This is a genomic window from Pseudomonas sp. F01002 (assembly GCF_004402115.1).
In the GTDB taxonomy this organism is placed as follows: domain Bacteria; phylum Pseudomonadota; class Gammaproteobacteria; order Pseudomonadales; family Pseudomonadaceae; genus Aquipseudomonas; species Aquipseudomonas frigoris.
The window spans coordinates 75,699-95,353 of sequence record NZ_SOPU01000024.1 but is presented as its reverse complement, the minus strand read 5'-3'; the positions used below and the strand labels follow the sequence as shown (position 1 = coordinate 95,353).

14 protein-coding genes are annotated in these 19,655 nt (G+C 59.3%); 9 read left to right on the top strand and 5 right to left on the bottom strand.

The window, feature by feature from the left end:
- Nucleotides 1-236: 236 nt before the first annotated feature.
- Nucleotides 237-2,978 (bottom strand): aconitate hydratase AcnA, encoded by a 2,742-nt coding sequence (gene acnA, locus E3W21_RS21315; RefSeq protein ID WP_134421752.1) that lies wholly within the window; start codon nucleotides 2,976-2,978, stop codon nucleotides 237-239.
- A 222-nt stretch (nucleotides 2,979-3,200) separates the two neighbouring features.
- On the opposite strand from acnA, the gene rlmM reads away from it, so the two are divergent.
- Complete coding sequence (gene rlmM, locus E3W21_RS21310; RefSeq protein ID WP_129442892.1) at nucleotides 3,201-4,274, top strand: 23S rRNA (cytidine(2498)-2'-O)-methyltransferase RlmM; 1,074 nt, start codon at nucleotides 3,201-3,203, stop codon at nucleotides 4,272-4,274.
- A 177-nt stretch (nucleotides 4,275-4,451) separates the two neighbouring features.
- The gene (gene tusA, locus E3W21_RS21305; protein ID WP_007907805.1) at nucleotides 4,452-4,703 is read left to right on the top strand and encodes a sulfurtransferase TusA; all 252 of its coding nucleotides are present in this window, start codon (nucleotides 4,452-4,454) and stop codon (nucleotides 4,701-4,703) included.
- Here the strand turns inward: tusA and E3W21_RS21300 are convergent.
- Complete coding sequence (locus E3W21_RS21300; protein ID WP_134421751.1) at nucleotides 4,700-6,109, bottom strand: MATE family efflux transporter; 1,410 nt, start codon at nucleotides 6,107-6,109, stop codon at nucleotides 4,700-4,702. The genes tusA and E3W21_RS21300 overlap by 4 nt on opposite strands.
- Nucleotides 6,110-6,394: 285 nt before the next feature.
- On the opposite strand from E3W21_RS21300, the gene pdxB reads away from it, so the two are divergent.
- Nucleotides 6,395-7,537, top strand: a complete 1,143-nt coding sequence (gene pdxB, locus E3W21_RS21295) for a 4-phosphoerythronate dehydrogenase PdxB (protein ID WP_134421750.1) — start codon at nucleotides 6,395-6,397, stop codon at nucleotides 7,535-7,537.
- Between the two features lie 201 nt (nucleotides 7,538-7,738).
- Here pdxB and E3W21_RS21290 read toward each other — a convergent pair whose 3' ends face one another.
- On the bottom strand, nucleotides 7,739-7,918 hold the full coding sequence (locus E3W21_RS21290; protein ID WP_033061931.1) for a PA1571 family protein: 180 nt from the start codon (nucleotides 7,916-7,918) through the stop codon (nucleotides 7,739-7,741).
- A 260-nt stretch (nucleotides 7,919-8,178) separates the two neighbouring features.
- On the opposite strand from E3W21_RS21290, the gene E3W21_RS21285 reads away from it, so the two are divergent.
- Entirely contained in the window at nucleotides 8,179-9,966 is a 1,788-nt protein-coding gene (locus E3W21_RS21285) for an ABC transporter transmembrane domain-containing protein (protein ID WP_166793854.1), read from the top strand.
- Between the two features lie 149 nt (nucleotides 9,967-10,115).
- Here the strand turns inward: E3W21_RS21285 and E3W21_RS21280 are convergent, their stop codons facing one another.
- A complete protein-coding gene (locus tag E3W21_RS21280; RefSeq protein WP_134421749.1) occupies nucleotides 10,116-12,044 on the bottom strand; it encodes a transglycosylase SLT domain-containing protein in 1,929 nt (642 codons plus the stop codon).
- Between the two features lie 213 nt (nucleotides 12,045-12,257).
- On the opposite strand from E3W21_RS21280, the gene E3W21_RS21275 reads away from it, so the two are divergent.
- Nucleotides 12,258-14,189 carry an ATP-binding cassette domain-containing protein gene (locus E3W21_RS21275; RefSeq protein WP_134421748.1) on the top strand — a complete coding sequence of 644 codons (1,932 nt, stop codon included), beginning with the start codon at nucleotides 12,258-12,260 and terminating at the stop codon, nucleotides 14,187-14,189.
- A gap of 193 nt (nucleotides 14,190-14,382) precedes the next feature.
- Here the strand turns inward: E3W21_RS21275 and E3W21_RS21270 are convergent, their stop codons facing one another.
- Entirely contained in the window at nucleotides 14,383-14,820 is a 438-nt protein-coding gene (locus E3W21_RS21270) for a universal stress protein (protein WP_008151425.1), read from the bottom strand.
- Between the two features lie 104 nt (nucleotides 14,821-14,924).
- Between E3W21_RS21270 and E3W21_RS21265 the strand changes: the two genes are divergently transcribed.
- From E3W21_RS21265 to E3W21_RS21250, 4 genes are all read left to right on the top strand, one after another.
- Nucleotides 14,925-15,362: a hypothetical protein gene (locus E3W21_RS21265; protein WP_134421747.1), complete on the top strand. Its 438-nt coding sequence runs from the start codon at nucleotides 14,925-14,927 to the stop codon at nucleotides 15,360-15,362.
- Nucleotides 15,363-15,902: 540 nt separating this feature from the next.
- Nucleotides 15,903-18,050, top strand: coding sequence for a fatty acid oxidation complex subunit alpha FadB (gene fadB, locus E3W21_RS21260; RefSeq protein ID WP_129442906.1), 2,148 nt, complete (start codon nucleotides 15,903-15,905; stop codon nucleotides 18,048-18,050).
- A gap of 29 nt (nucleotides 18,051-18,079) precedes the next feature.
- Nucleotides 18,080-19,255 (top strand): acetyl-CoA C-acyltransferase FadA, encoded by a 1,176-nt coding sequence (fadA, locus tag E3W21_RS21255; protein WP_008007076.1) that lies wholly within the window; start codon nucleotides 18,080-18,082, stop codon nucleotides 19,253-19,255.
- Nucleotides 19,256-19,355: 100 nt separating this feature from the next.
- Nucleotides 19,356-19,592, top strand: coding sequence for a DUF1653 domain-containing protein (locus E3W21_RS21250; RefSeq protein WP_046047845.1), 237 nt, complete (start codon nucleotides 19,356-19,358; stop codon nucleotides 19,590-19,592).
- The last annotated feature ends 63 nt before the right edge of the window (nucleotides 19,593-19,655 follow it).

Sequence of the window (19,655 nt, the reverse complement as noted above, 5' to 3'; positions counted from 1 at the left end):
GTCCGAAGTGTTGCGGGTTGACTCGGTCCATGTGGGAGCGAGCTTGCTCGCGATGGGGCCTTCATATCAAACATCCATGTTGCATGACACTCCGCTATCGCGAGCAAGCTCGCTCCCACAGTGGTTTTGTGTGGGGCACATACTTGTGAACAATGCCAAATAGGGGCGCGATTATAAGGACGTTCGCGGCCCAAACAAAAACACCGCCCGAAGGCGGTGTTTATATCAGCAGCCGGTTACGACGCAATCAACTGCCGCAACACGTAATGCAAAATCCCTCCCGATTTGAAGTACTCCACCTCATTGAGGGTATCGATCCGGCACAACACCTCGACTTTCTCGTGGCTGCCGTCTTCACGGGTGATCACTAGCGTCAAGTTCATCCGCGGCGTCAGCTCGACGCCGGTCAAACCCAGAATATCCAGTGTCTCCTTACCGGTCAGGTTCAGGCTCTTGCGGTTCTGATCCAGCTTGAACTGCAATGGCAACACGCCCATGCCCACCAGATTGGAGCGGTGAATCCGTTCGAAACTTTCCGCAATGACCGCTTTGACCCCCAGCAGATTGGTGCCCTTGGCCGCCCAGTCACGACTCGATCCGGTGCCATATTCTTGCCCGGCAATCACCACCAGCGGCGTGCCCGAGGCTTGATAACGCATCGCCGCATCGTAAATCGGCATCCTCTCCCCGGTGGGAATGTAAATCGTATTGCCGCCTTCTTCGCCGCCGAGCATCTCGTTACGAATGCGGATGTTGGCAAAGGTGCCGCGCATCATCACTTGGTGGTTGCCGCGACGCGAGCCATAGGAGTTGAAGTCCCGTGGTTCTACGCCTTTCTCGCGCAGGTAGTGGCCTGCGGGGCTGTCGGCCTTGATGTTGCCGGCCGGAGAGATGTGGTCGGTGGTCACCGAATCACCCAGCAGCGCGAGGACTCTGGCACCGGCGACGTCCTTGACCACCGGCGGCGGCCCGTCGATGTCATCGAAGAACGGTGGATGCTGGATGTAAGTTGAATCGTCCTGCCAGACATAGGTCGCCGCTTGCGACACTTCAATCGCCTGCCATTGCTCGTCGCCGGCAAACACTTCGGCGTACTCCTTGTGGAACATCGCGGTGTTGACCTGGTTCACCGCGTCGGCGATCTCTTTGGTACTCGGCCAGATATCCCGCAGATAAACCAGATTGCCCTCTTTGTCGGTACCCAAAGGCTCGCTGCTGATGTCGATGCGCACCGTCCCGGCCAGCGCATAGGCGACGACCAGCGGTGGGGAGGCCAGCCAGTTGGTTTTCACCAGCGGATGCACGCGGCCTTCGAAGTTGCGGTTGCCCGACAACACCGAGGCGACGGTCAGGTCGGCGGCCTGAATGGCTTTTTCGATCGGCTCCGCCAATGGCCCAGAGTTGCCGATGCACGTGGTGCAGCCGTAGCCGACCAAGGCAAAACCCAGTTCATCAAGGTATTGAGTCAGGCCGGCAGCCTTGTAGTAGTCGGTGACCACTTTCGAGCCTGGAGCCAGCGAACTCTTGACCCACGGTTTGCGCTTGAGGCCTTTTTCCACGGCTTTCTTCGCCACCAGGCCGGCGGCCATCATCACGCTCGGGTTGGAGGTGTTGGTGCAGGAGGTGATCGCGGCAATCACCACCGCGCCGTTTTTCAATCGATAAACCTGACCGTCGTATTCGTAGTCGGCTTCACCGGCCAGATCGGCATTGCCCACCGCGACGCCACCGCCGCCTTCACTTTCGAGACGACCGACTTCCTTGCTGGTGGGTTTGAATTGCAGGTCGACGAAGTCACTGAACGCTTGCGCGACATTCGGTAGCGATACCCGATCCTGTGGGCGTTTCGGCCCGGCAAGGCTGGCTTCGACGCTGCCCATGTCCAGAGCCAGGCTGTCGGTGAACGCCGGTTCCTGGCCCGGCAGGCGCCACAGGCCCTGGGCTTTGCTGTACGCCTCGACCAGTTTCACGGTAGCGCTGGGGCGACCGGATAAACGCAGGTATTCCAGGGTGATGTCATCCACCGGGAAGAAGCCGCAGGTGGCGCCGTATTCCGGGGCCATGTTGGCGATGGTCGCACGGTCGGCCAGTGGCAGGTCGGCGAGGCCGTCACCGTAGAACTCGACGAACTTTCCGACCACGCCTTTCTTGCGCAGCATCTGGGTGACAGTCAGCACCAGGTCGGTGGCGGTGATGCCTTCCTTGAGCTTGCCGGTGAGTTTGAAGCCGATCACTTCCGGGATCAGCATCGACACCGGTTGGCCAAGCATTGCCGCTTCCGCCTCGATCCCGCCGACGCCCCAGCCGAGCACGCCGAGGCCGTTGATCATGGTGGTGTGGGAGTCGGTGCCGACCAGGGTGTCCGGGAAGGCATAGGTGCGGCCGTCCTCGTCCTTGGTCCAGACCGTGCGCCCCAGGTATTCCAGATTGACCTGGTGACAGATGCCGGTGCCCGGCGGCACCACGCTGAAGTTGTCGAAGGCGCTTTGGCCCCAGCGCAGGAACGCATAACGTTCACCGTTGCGCTGCATTTCGATGTCGACGTTCTGTTCGAAGGCGCTTGAACTGCCGAATTTGTCGACCATCACCGAATGGTCGATCACCAAATCCACGGGGGAGAGCGGATTGATTCGCTGCGGGTCGCCGCCGGCCTTGGCCATCGCGGCGCGCATGGCGGCCAGGTCGACCACGGCGGGAACACCGGTAAAGTCCTGCATTAATACCCGCGCGGGACGGTACTGAATTTCACGGTCGGAGCGACGTTCCTTGAGCCAGGCGGCAATCGCCCTGAGGTCGGCGCCGGTGACGGTTTTTTCATCTTCCCAGCGCAGCAGGTTTTCCAGCAGCACTTTCAACGACATCGGCAGTTTTTCGAGGTCACCGAGACTCTTGGTAGCGTCGGGCAGACTGAAATAGTGGTAGGTCTTGTCGTCGACTTGTAGGGTTTTAAGGGTTTTCAGGCTATCGAGGGACGGCATTACGATCACTCCTTTTGATCCGCACGGCTACGGACTGAGGGGACGAACTGAGGTCTAAACCTAGTCCTCTTTACGGCTTAAAGCTAATAACTGGACTCTATGGCCAAGTCCAAGGTTCCGAACTCGGCTATCATGCGCCGGTTTTCGTGACAGGCTTTGCTTCAACGCAAGTCTGGGCATCGCGCAGTGGTTGAATTTCTCGCCATCTGCCCAGGAGTAAGAATGAACACCCTCTTTATGCATTGCCGGCCGGGCTTCGAAAGCGAAGTCTGTTCCGAGATTTCCGAACACGCCGCGCGGCTGAACGTGGCCGGTTATGCCAAGGCCAAGACTGCCAGCGCCTGTGCCGAATTTATCTGCACCGAGGAAGACGGTGCCGAGCGCCTGATGCGTGGCCAGCGTTTCGCCGATCTGATCTTCCCGCGCCAGTGGGCTCGCGGGATCTTCATCGATCTGCCGGAAACCGACCGCATCAGCGTGATCCTCGCGCACATGGCGGACTTCCCGCTGTGCGGCAGCCTGTGGCTGGAAATGGTCGACACCAACGATGGCAAGGAACTGTCGAACTTCTGCAAGAAGTTCGAAGGCCACCTGCGCAAGGCGCTGATGGCCGCTGGCAAACTGGTTGAAGATGCCCACAAGCCGCGTCTGCTGCTGACCTTCAAAAGTGGCCGCGAAGTGTTCATGGGCCTGGCCGAGTCGAACAACTCGGCGATGTGGCCGATGGGCATTCCGCGCCTGAAGTTTCCGCGTGAAGCGCCGAGCCGTTCGACCCTGAAGCTGGAAGAGGCCTGGCACCACTTCATCCCGCGCGATCAATGGGATGAGCGCCTGCACAGCGACATGACCGGCGTCGACCTCGGCGCCGCACCCGGCGGCTGGACCTGGCAACTGGTCAACCGCGGCATGCTGGTGACCGCGATCGACAACGGCCCGATGGCCGAAAGCCTGATGGACACCGGTCTGGTGCAACACTTGATGGCTGACGGTTTCACCTTCAAGCCCAAGCAACCGGTGGACTGGATGGTCTGCGACATCGTCGAGAAACCGGCGCGCAACGCCGCGATGCTGGAAGAATGGATTGGCGAGGGGCATTGCCGCGAAGCGGTGGTCAACCTCAAACTGCCGATGAAACAGCGTTACGCCGAAGTGAAACGTTTGCTGGAACGCATCGCCGACGGGTTCAAGGAACGCGGCATTCGGGTCGAGATCGGCTGCAAGCAGCTGTACCACGACCGTGAAGAAGTGACCTGTCACCTGCGCCGACTCGACGTAAAGAAACCCAAGTCCCGCTGATACACCCGGTCCCTTGTGGGAGCGGGCTTGCTCGCGAATACGGTGGGTCAGTCGACATCAATGTTGAATGTCAGCCCGCCTTCGCGAGCAAGCCCGCTCCCACAGGTCCGGTGTACGACACAGATGACCGAACACCCGGCAATGCGCGACAATGCCGGCAAGTTTCAGGAGTGAATCATGAGTGAAATGATTGATACGCCGGTTGACGGCACCCTCGACGCCACTGGCCTCAACTGCCCGGAACCGGTGATGATGCTGCACCAGCATATCCGTGACCTGGTGCCCGGCGGCCTGCTGAAGGTGATCGCCACCGACCCGTCGACCCGTCGCGACATTCCCAAGTTCTGCGTGTTTCTCGACCACGAACTGGTGGCGCAGCACGAAGAGGCAGGCACCTACCTCTACTGGATCCGCAAGAAACTCGCTTAACCCGCCGAATGACTGATGCGAATCCGCTTGCGTGCACTGCGCGTCAGGCGGATCGACAGCATCAGCGCCGCGCAACTCAAGCCCACGATCAAACCCTGCCACAGCCCGCTCGGGCCGCTCGGCGTGCCGAACCAATCGGTCAGGCCCAACGCGTAACCCACCGGCAAACCAATCCCCCAGTAAGCGAACAGCGTGAGGATCATCGTCACCCGAGTGTCCTGATAGCCGCGCAACGCGCCGGCTGCGGTGACCTGGATCGCATCGGAAAACTGGAACAGCGCCGAATACACAATCAGCATCGCCGCGACCTGAGTCACCGTCGGGTCGGCCGTGTAGATGGTTGCGATGTGTTCACGCAGCAACAGCATCATGCTCGCGGAAATGCACGCATAGGCCAGCGCCGTGCCCATGCCGACACCGGCAGCGAAACGGGCTTCACGCGGTTCCTGGCGGCCGAGCGCCTGGCCAACGCGCACGGTCACGGCCATGCCGAGGGAGTAGGGAATCATGAACACCAGCGAGCTGAAGTTCAGCGCGATCTGATGCCCGGCCACTACGGTGGCGCCGAGGCTGCCGATCAGCAGCGCAATCACGGCGAAGATGCTCGACTCGGCGAACACCGCGATGCCGATCGGCAGGCCGATGCCCAGCAGGCGTTTGATCACCGACCACTGCGGCCAGTCGAAACGGCTGAACAACTCACTCGACTGATACGCCGGTGCCCAGCGCTCCCACCCGGCCATGCCCAGCGCCATCACCCACATCACGATCGCCGTGGCCCAGCCGCAACCGACACCGCCCATGGCCGGCACACCGAAGTGGCCATAGATGAAGACGTAGTTCAGCGGAATGTTCAGCGCCAGCCCGCACAGACCCAACACCATGGCCGGACGCGTACGCCCCAGGCCGTCACTGAAGCAGCGCAGCACATGGTAGAACGCGACGGCGGGCAAACCGCTGGCGATGCCATGCAGGTACTGCATGCACGGGCCGATCAATTCGGGATCGACCTTCATGATGTGCAGAATCGGTTCGGCGCTGAACAACATGCCGGTCGCCATCAAACCCACCACCAATGCCAGCCACAGTGCCTGGCGCACGATCGGGCCAATCTCGCTGTGGCTGCCGGCGCCGAAACGCTGCGCGACTTTCGGAGTAGTAGCCAGCAGCGTGCCGGTCATCAACAGAAACACCGGCACCCAGATCGAGTTGCCCAGCGCCACCGCCGCCAGATCCCTTGGCCCGACCCGACCCGCCATCACCGCATCGACGAAGCCCATGGCAGTGGTCGCCAGTTGCGCGATCATGATCGGCAAGGCCAGGCCGAGCAGGTTTTTCAGCTCCAGGCGAACCCGGGCCGGACGGGTGAGGGAAATAGCGGCGGGGCGGTCAGTCACGGAATTCAAGGGCGAAACGTCCAAAGATGTTGATGCGCAAGGCGGCGCATTCTACGCCCTGACGCAGTGGTCAGGAAAAGTCCTGTGTTGGGGATTTGTAATCCTTTTCCCCCCACGCACGGTCCCTTGTAGGCGCTGTCGAGTGAAACGAGGCTGCGATCTTTTGATTTTGTCTTTAAAAAACAAAGTCAAAAGATCGCAGCCTCGTTTCACTCGGCAGCTCCTACAGGGGATGCGTGCTAGGCGTGACGTGTCATCTCCGCCTACACTGCCGATCCGCCAAAGGAGCCTGCCATGCTGATTGTTGCCGACGAAAATATCCCGCTGCTCGATGCCTTCTTCGAAGGTTTCGGTGAAATTCGCCGGGTGCCGGGACGTTCCATTGACCGCGCCACCGTCGAACAGGCCGATGTGCTGCTGGTGCGCTCGGTGACCAATGTTAACCGTGCGTTGCTCGAAGGCAGCAAGGTACGCTTTGTCGGCACCTGCACCATCGGCACCGATCACCTGGATCTGGATTACTTTCAGCGGGCTGGCATCACCTGGTCCAGCGCGCCCGGCTGCAACGCCCGGGGCGTGGTCGACTACGTGCTCGGCAGTCTGCTGACTCTGGCCGAAATCGAAGGCGTCGACCTGACTCAACGCACCTATGGCGTCGTCGGTGCCGGTGAAGTGGGCGGTCGCTTGGTCAAGGTTCTGCAAGGTCTGGGCTGGAACGTGCTGGTCTGCGATCCGCCAAGACAGGCCGCTGAAGGTGGCGATTACGTCAGTCTCGAACAGATCATCGAGCAGTGCGATGTCATCAGTCTGCACACGCCGTTGAAGAAACACGGCGCCCAGTCGACCTGGCACCTGTTCGATAAAAACCGTTTGAACCAGCTCAAGTCCGGCACCTGGCTGATCAATGCCAGTCGTGGCCCGGTGGTGGATAACGCCGCCCTGCGCCAGGTGCTGCTGCAACGTGAAGACCTGCAAGCGGTGCTGGATGTCTGGGAAGGTGAGCCCGAGGTCGATGTGGCACTGGCCGAACTCTGCGTGCTGGCGACGCCGCACATTGCCGGTTACAGCCTCGACGGCAGACAGCGTGGCACCGCGCAGATTTATCAGGCGTATTGCGATTTTCTCGGGCAGGCGGCCCGGATCAGCTTGAGCGATTTGCTGCCCGCACCCTGGTTGTCGCAAGTGACCTTGAACGCTAACAGCGATCCGGCCTGGTCGCTGGCCATGTTGTGCCGTGGCGTGTACGACCCGCGCCGTGATGATGCGGATTTCCGTCGCAGCCTTGTAGGCAACGTGAATGAACAGCGTGCAGCGTTCGATTCACTGCGCAAACATTATCCGTTGCGGCGTGAGATTGATGGGTTGCAGGTGCGGATCGAAGGGGATTCGCCTGCGTTGCAGAGGATCGTGGCGGCGTTGGGCGCAACGACTGTCTAGAGACCGCGTCGGCCCTTTCGCGAGCAAGTCGAATCGTCGCACCGCCGCTCCCACATTTGATCTCTGTCGTACACAAGATCTGTGTTCACTGGAGATCCATGTGGGAGCGGGCTTGCTCGCGAATGGCCGCACCTCCATTCTGGATTAGCAGCCATAAAAAACCCGGCCACCAGGGGCCGGGTCAAGAAGACGGTGGCTATATCACTTTTGTTCGGCAGGCTTGACCAATCGCTTTTCCAGTTCGCGGCAAGCGTCCTGGATCATGCCTTCAGTGATCGGTACTTCGCGCCCATCCTTATCGATAATCGAACAACCCAGAGACTGGTCTGGCTGTGTGCGGATCACTTCAATCTTGTCTTCGCTGCTGTTTTGCAAGGACATGGCCTGTCTCCTCATCAGGTTGTGTGCTTACTATAGAACCGCCAGGTGACCGGGCTGTGACAACTCCCTGCGATCTTTCCAAGGCGGCAACATCAGTCGATCAGAAATACGGCTGCGTTGCCACCCGGACTTTAGACCAATACCGTCTAGGACCTAGGCTTTGCGGTCATATTTAACCTGACTCATTATGATTTACAGCGTTCAAGCCCATCGACCGGTGTAGGCTTGATCGCGTCAAACCCTACTGGTTGCGCCATCGAATGATCTCCATCCTCTCTTCCCGTCACCGGCGCGCCATGCGCCTGGCCCTGCGTTTCATCGCGCCTTATCGCTGGCCGGCCGTCGGTGCCTTGCTCGCATTGATCGTCACGGCGGGCATCACCTTGTCCATGGGGCAGGGGATTCGCCTGCTGGTGGATCAGGGTTTCATGACCCAGTCGCCGCAGTTGCTCAACCAGTCCATCGGCTTGTTTATGTTGCTGGTGGTCGGGCTGGCGATTGGCACCTTCGCGCGTTTTTACCTGGTCTCATGGATCGGCGAACGCGTTGTCGCGGACATCCGTCGTCAGGTGTTCAATCATCTGATTTATCTGCACCCAGGATTCTACGAAGACAACCGCAGCTCCGAGATCCAGTCGCGGTTAACCGCTGACACTACGCTGCTGCAATCGGTGATCGGCTCTTCGCTGTCGCTGTTTTTGCGCAATCTGTTGATGGTGATCGGCGGGATCGTCCTGCTGTTCATCACCAACCCCAAGCTCACCAGCATCGTGGTGGTCGCGTTGCCGTTGGTTATCGCGCCGATCCTGATCTTCGGCCGTCGGGTGCGCAGCCTGTCGCGCCTGAGCCAGGACCGGATTGCCGATATCGGCAGCTATGTTTCCGAAACCCTGGGCCAGATCAAAACCGTGCAGGCCTACAACCATCAGGTCCAGGATGAGCAGCGCTTTGCCGCCACGGTGGAGGAGGCCTTCAACACCGCTCGCAAGCGGATCTTCCAGCGAGCCTGGCTGATAACTCTGGTGATCGTACTGGTGCTTGGCGCCGTCGGGGTGATGCTCTGGGTTGGCGGAATGGATGTCATCGCCGGGCGGATTTCCGCGGGCGAGCTGGCGGCGTTTGTGTTTTACAGCCTGATCGTCGGCAGCGCATTCGGCACGTTGAGCGAAGTGATTGGCGAACTGCAGCGTGCCGCCGGCGCCGCCGAGCGGATTGCCGAGTTGCTGCGCTCAGAAAACATTATCCAGTCACCGACTACTGGCCTGGTGACCTTGCCTGAACGGGTGAAGGGTGACCTGGTGCTGCAAGACGTGCGCTTTTCCTACCCGTCGCGTCCCGAAAGCTATGCGGTCGATGGTTTGAATCTGACGATCAATGCCGGTGAAACCCTCGCGTTGGTCGGGCCCTCTGGTGCCGGTAAGTCGACCGTGTATGACTTGCTGCTGCGCTTTTACGACCCGGCCGATGGACGCATCTTGCTCGATGGCGTGCCGCTGACTCAACTCGATCCGTTGGACCTGCGCCGCTGCTTCGCCCTGGTCTCGCAATCCCCGGCGCTGTTCTTTGGCAGCATCGAAGAGAACATCCGCTACGGCAACCCGACGGCAACCCTGGCCCAGGTTCAGGAAGCGGCGAAAATCGCTTACGCCCACGACTTCATCGAACAAATGCCCAACGGCTACCAGACCCACCTTGGCGACGGTGGCCTCGGTTTGTCCGGTGGCCAACGCCAACGCCTGGCCATCGCCCGAGCATTGCTGGTGGACGCGCCGATTCTGCTACTGGACGAAGCCACCAGCGCCCTTGACGCCCAGAGCGAACACCTGATCCAGCAAGCCTTGCCGAGCCTGATGAAAAACCGCACCACGCTGGTCATCGCTCACCGGCTGGCGACGGTGAAAAACGCTGACCGGATCGCGGTGATGGATCAGGGGAAACTGGTCGCGGTGGGCACGCATCAGGAATTGATCGCGAGCAACGCGCTGTATGCGCGGTTGGCGGCGTTGCAGTTCAGTGATGGCAAGACTGAGCTCGGTGTACACCCGTAGGAGCTGGCGGAGCCTGCGATCTTTTGATCTTGTTCTAATAAAAATGCCCGCATCAATCGATGCGGGCATTTGTTTATGGCCTCAAAGCAAGATCAAAAGATCGCAGGCTCCGCCAGCTCCTACATAACCGGGATTACCGGGATTAGCGGTTATTGATCGTCAAAGTAGCGCTCATGCCAATCCACCAGCGGTTGCGGTGAATTGAGCTTCTGGCCGTAGATCACCGAGTACGACAGCACGTTTTGCACGTACTGGCGGGTTTCGTCGAACGGGATGCTTTCCACCCACACGTCGAAGCTCAGGTGGTCCGCCCCGCGCAGCCACTGACGCACTCGGCCGGGGCCTGCGTTGTAGGCGGCGGAAGCGAGGACGCGGTTGCCGTTGAACTGGCTGTGGACCTGGCTCAGGTAAGCGGCACCGAGCTGGATGTTTTTGTCCGGATCCAGCACTTGCTGCGGCGAGGCCAGTGGAATGCTGAATTTGCGCGCAGTTTCCTTGGCGGTGCCGGGCATCAGTTGCATCAGGCCGCTGGCGCCGACGCCGGAACGGGCGTCGTCCATGAAAGCACTTTCCTGGCGGGTGATGGCGAACACCCAGCTCGAATGCAAGCCACGAACCTTGGCTTCGCGCACCAGGGTTTCGCGGTGGGCCATCGGGAAGCGGATGTCCAGGTCGTCCCAGTACTGCGCCTGACTGATGGTGCGGATCGCCGGGAAATACCATTTCAGGTCGTAGGCCAGTTTCGCCTGGGCGACCATTTCGTCGCGGCTGAAGTGGCGGCTGACGTGGTACCACTCGCGGCGACCATCGACGATCTGTCCGCGAGCGTGAAACTCAAGCGCCCGACGCACGCCAGGGGTATTGCGGACCTTGTTGATCAGCGCCTGGCTCAATACCAAGGGTTTGTTGACCAGCGAATAAGGTGATTGCGAACGATCAGCGGCGAGGAAGCCATAGAAATCTCGCTCGCGAGCCAGGTTCTTGTAGAGCGCTTGCGCTTCCGGGTTCTGCGGCTGCGCCAGTTCCAGGCTGCGGGCCTGCCAGTAGCGCCAGCGGTTGGTGGTCGCCAGATCCTGCGGCAAGCGGCGAGTCAGCTGATAGGCATCGTCCCAGCGGGCCAGGCGCAGCAACAGACGCAAGCGCCATTCGGAAACCGTGTTGTCACGCAGTTCCGGGTCGTACTTGGTCATCACGTCCAGCGCGCGAGGGTCGAAGCGGCGGGCGAGGGTCAAGCCGATTTCACGGGCGATGGCCACTTTCTCATCACGGGAGAAGTGCATGCTGCTGGCGTAACCGTCGAGCAGCTCCATGGCCTTGTCCGGGTCTTGCTTGGCCAAGCGGCGCAGGCCGAGGCTGACGATGTCAGACATCGGTTCATCGGCCGGGGTGAAGCGCGAAGGCTGGTTGAGCAGCTCGGGTTTCTGCGCCACATCAATCAGCAAACGACCGCGAGGGGCGAGGGTAGTCAGGCCGTTGACCAGGCTGTTGGCCAGCGGATAGTTGCGCGCCTGAGCGGCAAGTTTGGTGCGCTCCCAGCGTTTCTGCTCGTTCAACTGGCCTTCGGCAGCCCATTGCCCGAACAGCGCATCGCACGCGGCGGGCTGGGATTTGCCAGTCAGCCAGAGTTTATTGGCGTTGGCGTAACCTTCGGCTTTCTGGTTATGCCCGATCTGATACTGCGCGTTCAGGCAATCCAGTTCGGTGAAATTGAGCTTGGGGTCGTAGTACTTGACGAAGGTCGCCCAGTCGCCGCGTTCCGCCAGCCAACGCAGCCAGCGCAACTTCATCCAGTTGGCCTGGGGCAGGTCACCGTGCTCGGCGAGGAATTTCTCGATTTCGACATTGCTCGCGGTTTTAAGGCGAGCGGTCAGTTCGTCATACGCCAGGTACGGCTCCAGCGGGTAATCGCTGAGGGCCTGGCTGTAACGGAAATAAGGACCGGTATCCCCCTTGGCGAGGGCACGCTTGGCTTCATCGTAATACTGGCGCTGGGTGGACAGGTCCACCGCCTGGGCGGTTTGAACGGCAGTGGCAGAAAGAAGAAAACAGGATAAAAGACTGAAAAGGCGACTGCGCATGAGACGTCCGGGCAGAGAAATCATGACAAGTGCGGGCATGGCCCGCACTGAATTGTCTGTAGCTTAGCCTTTTGCCAGCAGCGGGCGAAAGCTTTGCCGGCCTGTCAGCATCAGTTCGCAACATTTGTCATGCAGAGTGTCGCGAAGGTGAAATTGCCGGCCTTCTGAAGCCTCAAGTCAGGTAGAATGCGCGCCCGGTTTTTGGAGAAGCTCATGACCCTGCTCAAATTCAGCGATGTGTCCCTTGCTTTCGGCGCTATGCCGTTGTTGGACAAGGTGTCCTGGCAGATCGCCCGTGGTGAGCGGGTGTGCATCATCGGCCGCAATGGCACTGGCAAGTCCAGCATGATGAAGCTCGTCAAGGGCGACCAGAAGCCTGATGAGGGCTCCGTTTGGCGCGCACCTGGCCTCAAAATTGGCGAATTGCCGCAAGAATTGCCGGTAGCCGACGAGCGGACGGTGTTCGACGTGGTGGCCGAAGGCCTGGACGGTGTCGGCGAGCTGCTCGCGCAGTATCACCACCTCAGCCAGAACATCGTCACCGACGCCGACCTGGACAAACTGATGCACGTCCAGCACGACCTCGAAGCCCGTGACGGCTGGCGTTTGCAGCAATTGGTCGACAGCACGTTGAGCCGTCTGCAGTTGCCGGCCGACAAGACCCTCGCCGAATTGTCCGGCGGCTGGCGTCGTCGCGTCCTGCTGGCTCAGGCTCTGGTTTCCGAACCCGATCTGCTGCTGCTCGACGAACCGACCAACCATCTGGACATCGGTGCAATTGCCTGGCTCGAAGAAGCGCTGAAGGATTTCCAGGGCGCCGTGCTGTTCATCACGCACGACCGTTCATTCCTGCAGAACCTTGCGACCCGCATTCTCGAATTGGATCGCGGTGGCCTGATCGACTGGAACGGCGACTACGCCAGCTTCCTCGTGCACAAAGAGGCCTCGCTGGCCGCTGAAGACACCGCCAACGCGCTGTTCGACAAAAAACTGGCCCAGGAAGAAGTCTGGATCCGCCAGGGCATCAAGGCTCGTCGGACCCGTAACGAAGGCCGCGTCCGCGCCCTCAAAGCCCTGCGCAACGAGCGTAGCGAGCGTCGTGAACGCACCGGCAAGGCCAACATCCAGCTGGATACCGCTGACAAATCTGGCAAGCAGGTAATGGTCCTCGATAACGTGAGCTTCGCTCACCCGGGCGGCCCGTTCCTGATCAAGGATTTCTCGATGGTCCTGCAGCGCGGCGACCGTATCGGTCTGCTCGGCGCCAACGGTACCGGCAAGACGACCTTGCTGAAACTGATGCTCAGCGGTCTGCAACCAACCAGCGGCACAGTGGAAGAGGGGACGCGCATCGACGTGGCCTACTTCGACCAGTTGCGCCATCAGCTGGACCTGGAAAAGACCGTGATCGACAACGTCGCAGAAGGTCGCGACTTCATCGATATCGATGGTCAGAGCCGCCACGTGCTGAGCTACCTCGGCGATTTCCTGTTCAGCCCGCAGCGTGCCCGCACGCCGGTGAAGGCGCTGTCAGGTGGTGAACGTGCGCGTCTGTTGCTGGCGAAACTGTTCAGCAAACCAGCGAACCTGCTGGTCCTCGACGAACCGACCAACGACCTCGACGTCGAAACCCTTGAGTTGCTGGAAGAGGTCTTGCTGACCTTCAACGGCACCGTGCTGATGGTCAGCCACGACCGGGCATTCCTCGACAACGTGGTCACCAGCACCCTGGTCTTCGAAGGTGAAGGCAAGGTTCGCGAATACGTCGGTGGTTATCAGGACTGGCTCCGTCAGGGCGGCTCGCCGCGCCTGCTGGGCGTGACCGAGAGCAAGTCCGGCAAAGCCGACCTGACCTCCGCGGTCGTGACGGCCGAAGCTGCGCCAGTCGCTGCTGTAGTCGCTGCTGTAGTCGAAGCGCCGGTGGCGAAGAAGAAACTCAGCTACAAGTTGCAGCGTGAGCTGGAAATGTTGCCGGGTCAGATCGAAGCCATGGAGCAGCAGATTGCTACCGTTGAGGCGCAAATGGCCGATGCCGGTTTCTATCAGCGTCCTGCTGCCGAGACCGCTGCAGTGATCGCTCAGTTGGAGCAGTTGCAGGCTGAGCACGACGTAATGGTCGAGCGCTGGGCCGAGCTGGATGCCTGATTGATCCTGCTATAAAAAAAGCCCGGCGTTCAGTGATGAGCGCCGGGCTTTTGGTATGGGATGCGATCTACAGAGCTGGCGTAGATCCAATGTGGGAGCGGGCTTGCTCGCGAAAGCTGCTTAACATTCAACAAATATGCTGACTGTTACACCGCTTTCGCGAGCAAGCCCGCTCCCACAGGGGATATGCGTTTCAGCTTTTGATCAGGCGCACCGCGAGCACATCGCAGGGCGCACCGTGCAGCACGTCATTGGCGGTTGAACCCAGCAGCAATGCCAGGCCGTGTCGGCCATGGCTGCCCACCACGATCAGGTCGCAGGTTTGTTCCTTGGCCAGGTGGTGGATCTCCTGGCGTGGCTGGCCGTAGGTCAGGTGGCTGTATTCTTTGGAGAGTTCCGGATACTTCACGATCAGTCGGTCCAGGCGTTCCTTGGCCTGATCGAACTGCTGTTGTTGCAGTTGTGACAGGTCCATAGGGACGTCGCCGCCAAAGGCCATGGCCATTGGCTCGACAATGTGCACCAAGGACAGCTTCGCCCCGTTGCTCACCGACAGTTCGCGAGCGCGGTGGATTACAGGGTCGCACTCTTCGGTTAGATCTACAGCGACCAGAATGTGGTTGTAGGGCATGAGGTGCTCCTCCTGAGGGTTGCAATATTGGTAAGTATGGCTGGTTTCAAGCTCATTGTTTTCAAAGTGACTCAATGCGCTCATCAAGAATCGGGAGTACAGATATGACGGTCTGGATAGTGGTGTCAATCATGTTGGTGGTACTGAGTCCGCTGGCATGGTTGCGGCCGTCGCGCCACCAGAGCGGCCGCATGGCCCTGCGCATGGAGGCGCGACGCATCGGATTGGCGATGCAACTGGCGCCTCAGGACTGGCCGCACTGGCTGAGCCAGGAGCCGCCGAGCCCTTGCGCCCAGTACCATCGACCGCGGCGTGGCAATCGGCCGGCGTGCTGGAGTTACTGGCAAAAAGCGCCGGGTGTATGGGTCAACCAGTGGCAGGAGGTCTGCGAGGAGCCTGCGTTGCTGATTCATTTCGAAAAGTTGCCAGACAACGTTTACAAGGTCGAAGCAGACAAGCAGATGATCACGTTGTATTGGGGCGAGAAGGGCGAAGCGACGGTTTTGCAGGATATTGATGCGGTGCTGAAGGCGCTGGCATAAATCGCGGAAATTTCGCGCCGCAATGGCGCGAAACGTCTGGCAGACAGGCAATAAAAAACCCGACATCATCATCGGGCTGGGGTTGGCCAGGCAGGCCGGTAATTCGGTGTGGCGCTGATCTTACGCTGGGCATTCGCCAAAAGCGTTCATGTTTTTTCCTCAAGGTCCCGCCAGCGTAGCTTGTTAAACAAAGGCTGCAGCGAATTAGGGCGACTTTTCTAACTATTGATCCTATGAATGGCCTCACATGCAGCCGCGTGTTGCAGGTCTTCGTGTTACGGAAATGACCGGAAAGTCGCATTTCAACCCGTATTTTGGGCGATTGACAATTGTCGGAAATTCCGTGAAGGTGACGTACCCAAATCAAACGGGCGTATGAATTGAGCGTTTGTATTACAGACCGCTCCTACAGAATCCCGACTATCGCGTTGGCGGGTGTGCCGGGTGGATGGGCGTAGCATTGACGATAAGCGTCCCTGCCGAGCCATTCGCCTGCGTCCGACGTGTACTGTTCAGCTTCCATATCGTGGAGATCAGTTGATGATTTACGAAGGTAAAGCCATCACGGTTAAGGCTCTTGAAAGTGGCATCGTCGAATTGAAATTCGACCTCAAGGGTGAGTCCGTCAACAAGTTCAACCGTCTAACCCTGAACGAACTGCGTCAGGCTGTAGACACCATCAAGGCAGATGCTTCGATCAAGGGTGTGATCGTCAGCAGTGGCAAGGACGTGTTCATCGTCGGCGCCGACATCACCGAATTTGTCGAGAACTTCAAGCTGCCTGATGCAGAGCTTGTTGCTGGCAACCTGGAAGCCAACAAGATTTTCAGCGATTTCGAAGACCTCAACGTCCCGACTGTCGCCGCGATCAACGGCATCGCCTTGGGTGGCGGTCTGGAAATGTGCCTGGCGGCGGACTACCGCGTCATGTCCACCAAGGCCAAGATCGGTCTGCCGGAAGTCAAGCTGGGCATCTACCCGGGCTTCGGCGGTACCGTGCGTCTGCCGCGCATCATCGGTGCCGACAACGCCATCGAATGGATTGCCGCCGGCAAGGAAAACCGTCCTGACGACGCGCTGAAAGTTGGCGCAGTCGACGCAGTGGTTGCTCCCGAGAAGCTGCAGGAAGCGGCCCTGGAGCTGATCAAGCGCGCCATCTCCGGCGAATTCGACTACAAGGCCAAGCGTCAGCCGAAGCTCGAAAAGCTCAAGCTCAACGCCATCGAACAAATGATGTCGTTCGAAACCGCCAAGGGTTTCGTGGCCGGTCAAGCGGGCCCGAACTACCCGGCACCCGTCGAAGCGATCAAAACTATCCAGAAAGCCGCGAACTTCGGTCGCGACAAGGCGCTGGAAGTCGAAGCCAACGGTTTCGTCAAACTGGCCAAGACCTCTGCCGCGCAGAGCTTGATCGGTCTGTTCCTGAACGATCAGGAACTGAAGAAAAAGGCCAAGGCCTACGACGAAATCGCCAAAGACGTGAAGCAGGCTGCCGTATTGGGCGCTGGCATCATGGGTGGCGGTATCGCTTATCAGTCGGCCTCCAAAGGTACGCCGATCCTGATGAAAGACATCAACGAGCACGGCATCGAGCAAGGTCTGGCCGAAGCTGCCAAATTGCTGGTGGGCCGCGTTGATAAAGGTCGCATGACCCCGGCGAAAATGGCCGAAGTGCTCAATGGCATTCGTCCGACCCTGTCCTACGGTGATTTCGGTCACGTTGATCTGGTGGTTGAAGCGGTCGTCGAGAACCCTAAGGTCAAGCAAGCCGTTCTGGCTGAAGTGGAAGGCAAGGTCAAAGAGGACACCATCCTCGCGTCCAACACCTCGACCATTTCCATTACCTTGCTGGCCAAAGCCCTCAAGCGTCCGGAAAACTTCGTCGGCATGCACTTCTTCAACCCGGTGCACATGATGCCGTTGGTTGAAGTGATCCGTGGCGAGAAGTCCAGCGAGCTGGCGGTTGCCACCACCGTTGCCTACGCCAAGAAAATGGGCAAGAACCCGATCGTCGTCAACGACTGCCCGGGCTTCCTGGTCAACCGCGTGTTGTTCCCGTACTTCGGCGGTTTCGCCAAGCTGGTCAGCGCCGGTGTGGACTTCGTCCGTATCGACAAGGTCATGGAAAAATTCGGCTGGCCAATGGGCCCGGCATACCTGATGGACGTGGTCGGCATCGACACCGGTCACCACGGTCGTGACGTGATGGCTGAAGGCTTCCCGGACCGCATGAAAGACGACCGTCGTTCGGCCATCGACGTGCTGTACGAAGCCAAGCGCCTGGGCCAGAAGAACGGCAAGGGCTTCTATGCCTACGAGACCGACAAGCGCGGCAAGCAGAAGAAAGTCGCCGATCCGTCAGTACTGGAAGTGCTCAAGCCGATCGTCTTCGAACAGCGTGAAGTCACCGACGAAGACATCATCAACTGGATGATGATCCCGCTGTGCCTGGAAACCGTTCGTTGCCTGGAAGACGGCATTGTCGAAACCGCTGCCGAAGCCGACATGGGTCTGGTCTACGGTATTGGTTTCCCTCCATTCCGTGGCGGTGCGCTGCGCTACATCGATTCGATCGGTGTTGCAGAGTTCGTTGCCCTGGCTGACCAGTACGCTGATTTGGGCGCGCTGTACCACCCGACCGCAAAACTGCGTGAAATGGCCAAAACCGGCCAGCGGTTCTTCGGTTAAGCGCCCCCAACTAGAGTGAGAGTGAATATATGAGCTTGAATCCTAGAGACGTCGTGATTGTCGACTTCGGTCGTACTCCGATGGGTCGCTCCAAGGGCGGCATGCACCGCAACACCCGCGCTGAAGACATGTCGGCGCACCTGATCAGTAAACTGCTGGAACGCAACGTCAAGGTTGATCCGAGCGAAGTCGAAGACGTGATCTGGGGCTGTGTGAACCAGACCCTGGAGCAGGGCTGGAACATCGCCCGCATGGCGTCCCTGATGACTCAAATCCCGCACACCGCTGCCGGCCAGACCGTCAGCCGTCTGTGTGGTTCGTCGATGAGCGCTCTGCACACTGCTGCGCAAGCGATCATGACCGGCAACGGTGACGTGTTCGTGGTTGGCGGCGTCGAGCATATGGGGCACGTGAGCATGATGCACGGTGTCGATCCGAACCCGCACATGTCCCTGTACGCGGCGAAAGCCTCGGGCATGATGGGTTTGACCGCTGAAATGCTGGGTAAAATGCACGGCATTACTCGCGAACAACAGGACGCTTTCGGCGTGCGCTCCCACCAGCTCGCTCACAAGGCGACACTGGAAGGCAAGTTCAAAGACGAAATCATCCCGATGCAGGGCTACGACGAGAACGGTTTCCTGAAACTGTTCGACTACGACGAAACCATTCGTCCGGAAACTACCCTGGAAAGCCTGGCGGCTCTGAAGCCAGCGTTCAACCCTAAGGGCGGCACCGTGACAGCCGGTACTTCGTCGCAAATCACCGATGGTGCTTCGTGCATGATCGTGATGTCGGCGCAGCGTGCACAGGACCTGGGCATTCAGCCTATGGCGGTGATACGTTCGATGGCGGTGGCAGGTGTAGACCCGGCAATCATGGGCTATGGTCCAGTACCGGCCACACAAAAAGCACTGAAGCGCGCGGGTCTTGGCATTAACGATATCGACTTCTTCGAGCTCAACGAAGCTTTCGCCGCACAGGCCCTGCCAGTGCTGAAAGATTTGAAAGTACTCGACAAGATGAACGAGAAGGTTAACCTGCACGGCGGCGCGATTGCCCTGGGTCACCCATTTGGTTGCTCCGGTGCGCGTATCTCCGGCACTCTGTTGAACGTGATGAAGCAAAATGGCGGCACCTTCGGGGTAGCCACCATGTGCATTGGTCTCGGCCAAGGCATCTCCACCGTCTTCGAACGCGTTTAAGCGTTCCGTTGACGGAAGCCGGGGCCAAGTGCCCCGGTTTTTGTTTTTCTGAATTTATTTTTTGTTTTTATTTTTAAAAGATTTGAGCGAGGGCCAAACCATGCCGATACAACCTGGGCTCTACCAACATTACAAAGGTCCGCAGTACCGCGTATTCAGTATTGCGCGGCATTCGGAAACCGAAGAAGAAGTGGTCTTCTACCAAGCCCTGTATGGCGATTACGGCTTTTGGGTGCGTCCCTTGAGCATGTTCCTGGAGTCGGTCGAGGTTGACGGCGAACAGGTGCCACGCTTTGCTTTGGTGCAAGCTGAACCAAGCCTTTTTTCCAAGCCATAAGCTGAGTGCGCGCAAGACCCTGCGCTTGACCTCACCTTGTAGCCACTATATATAGCGGTGCCG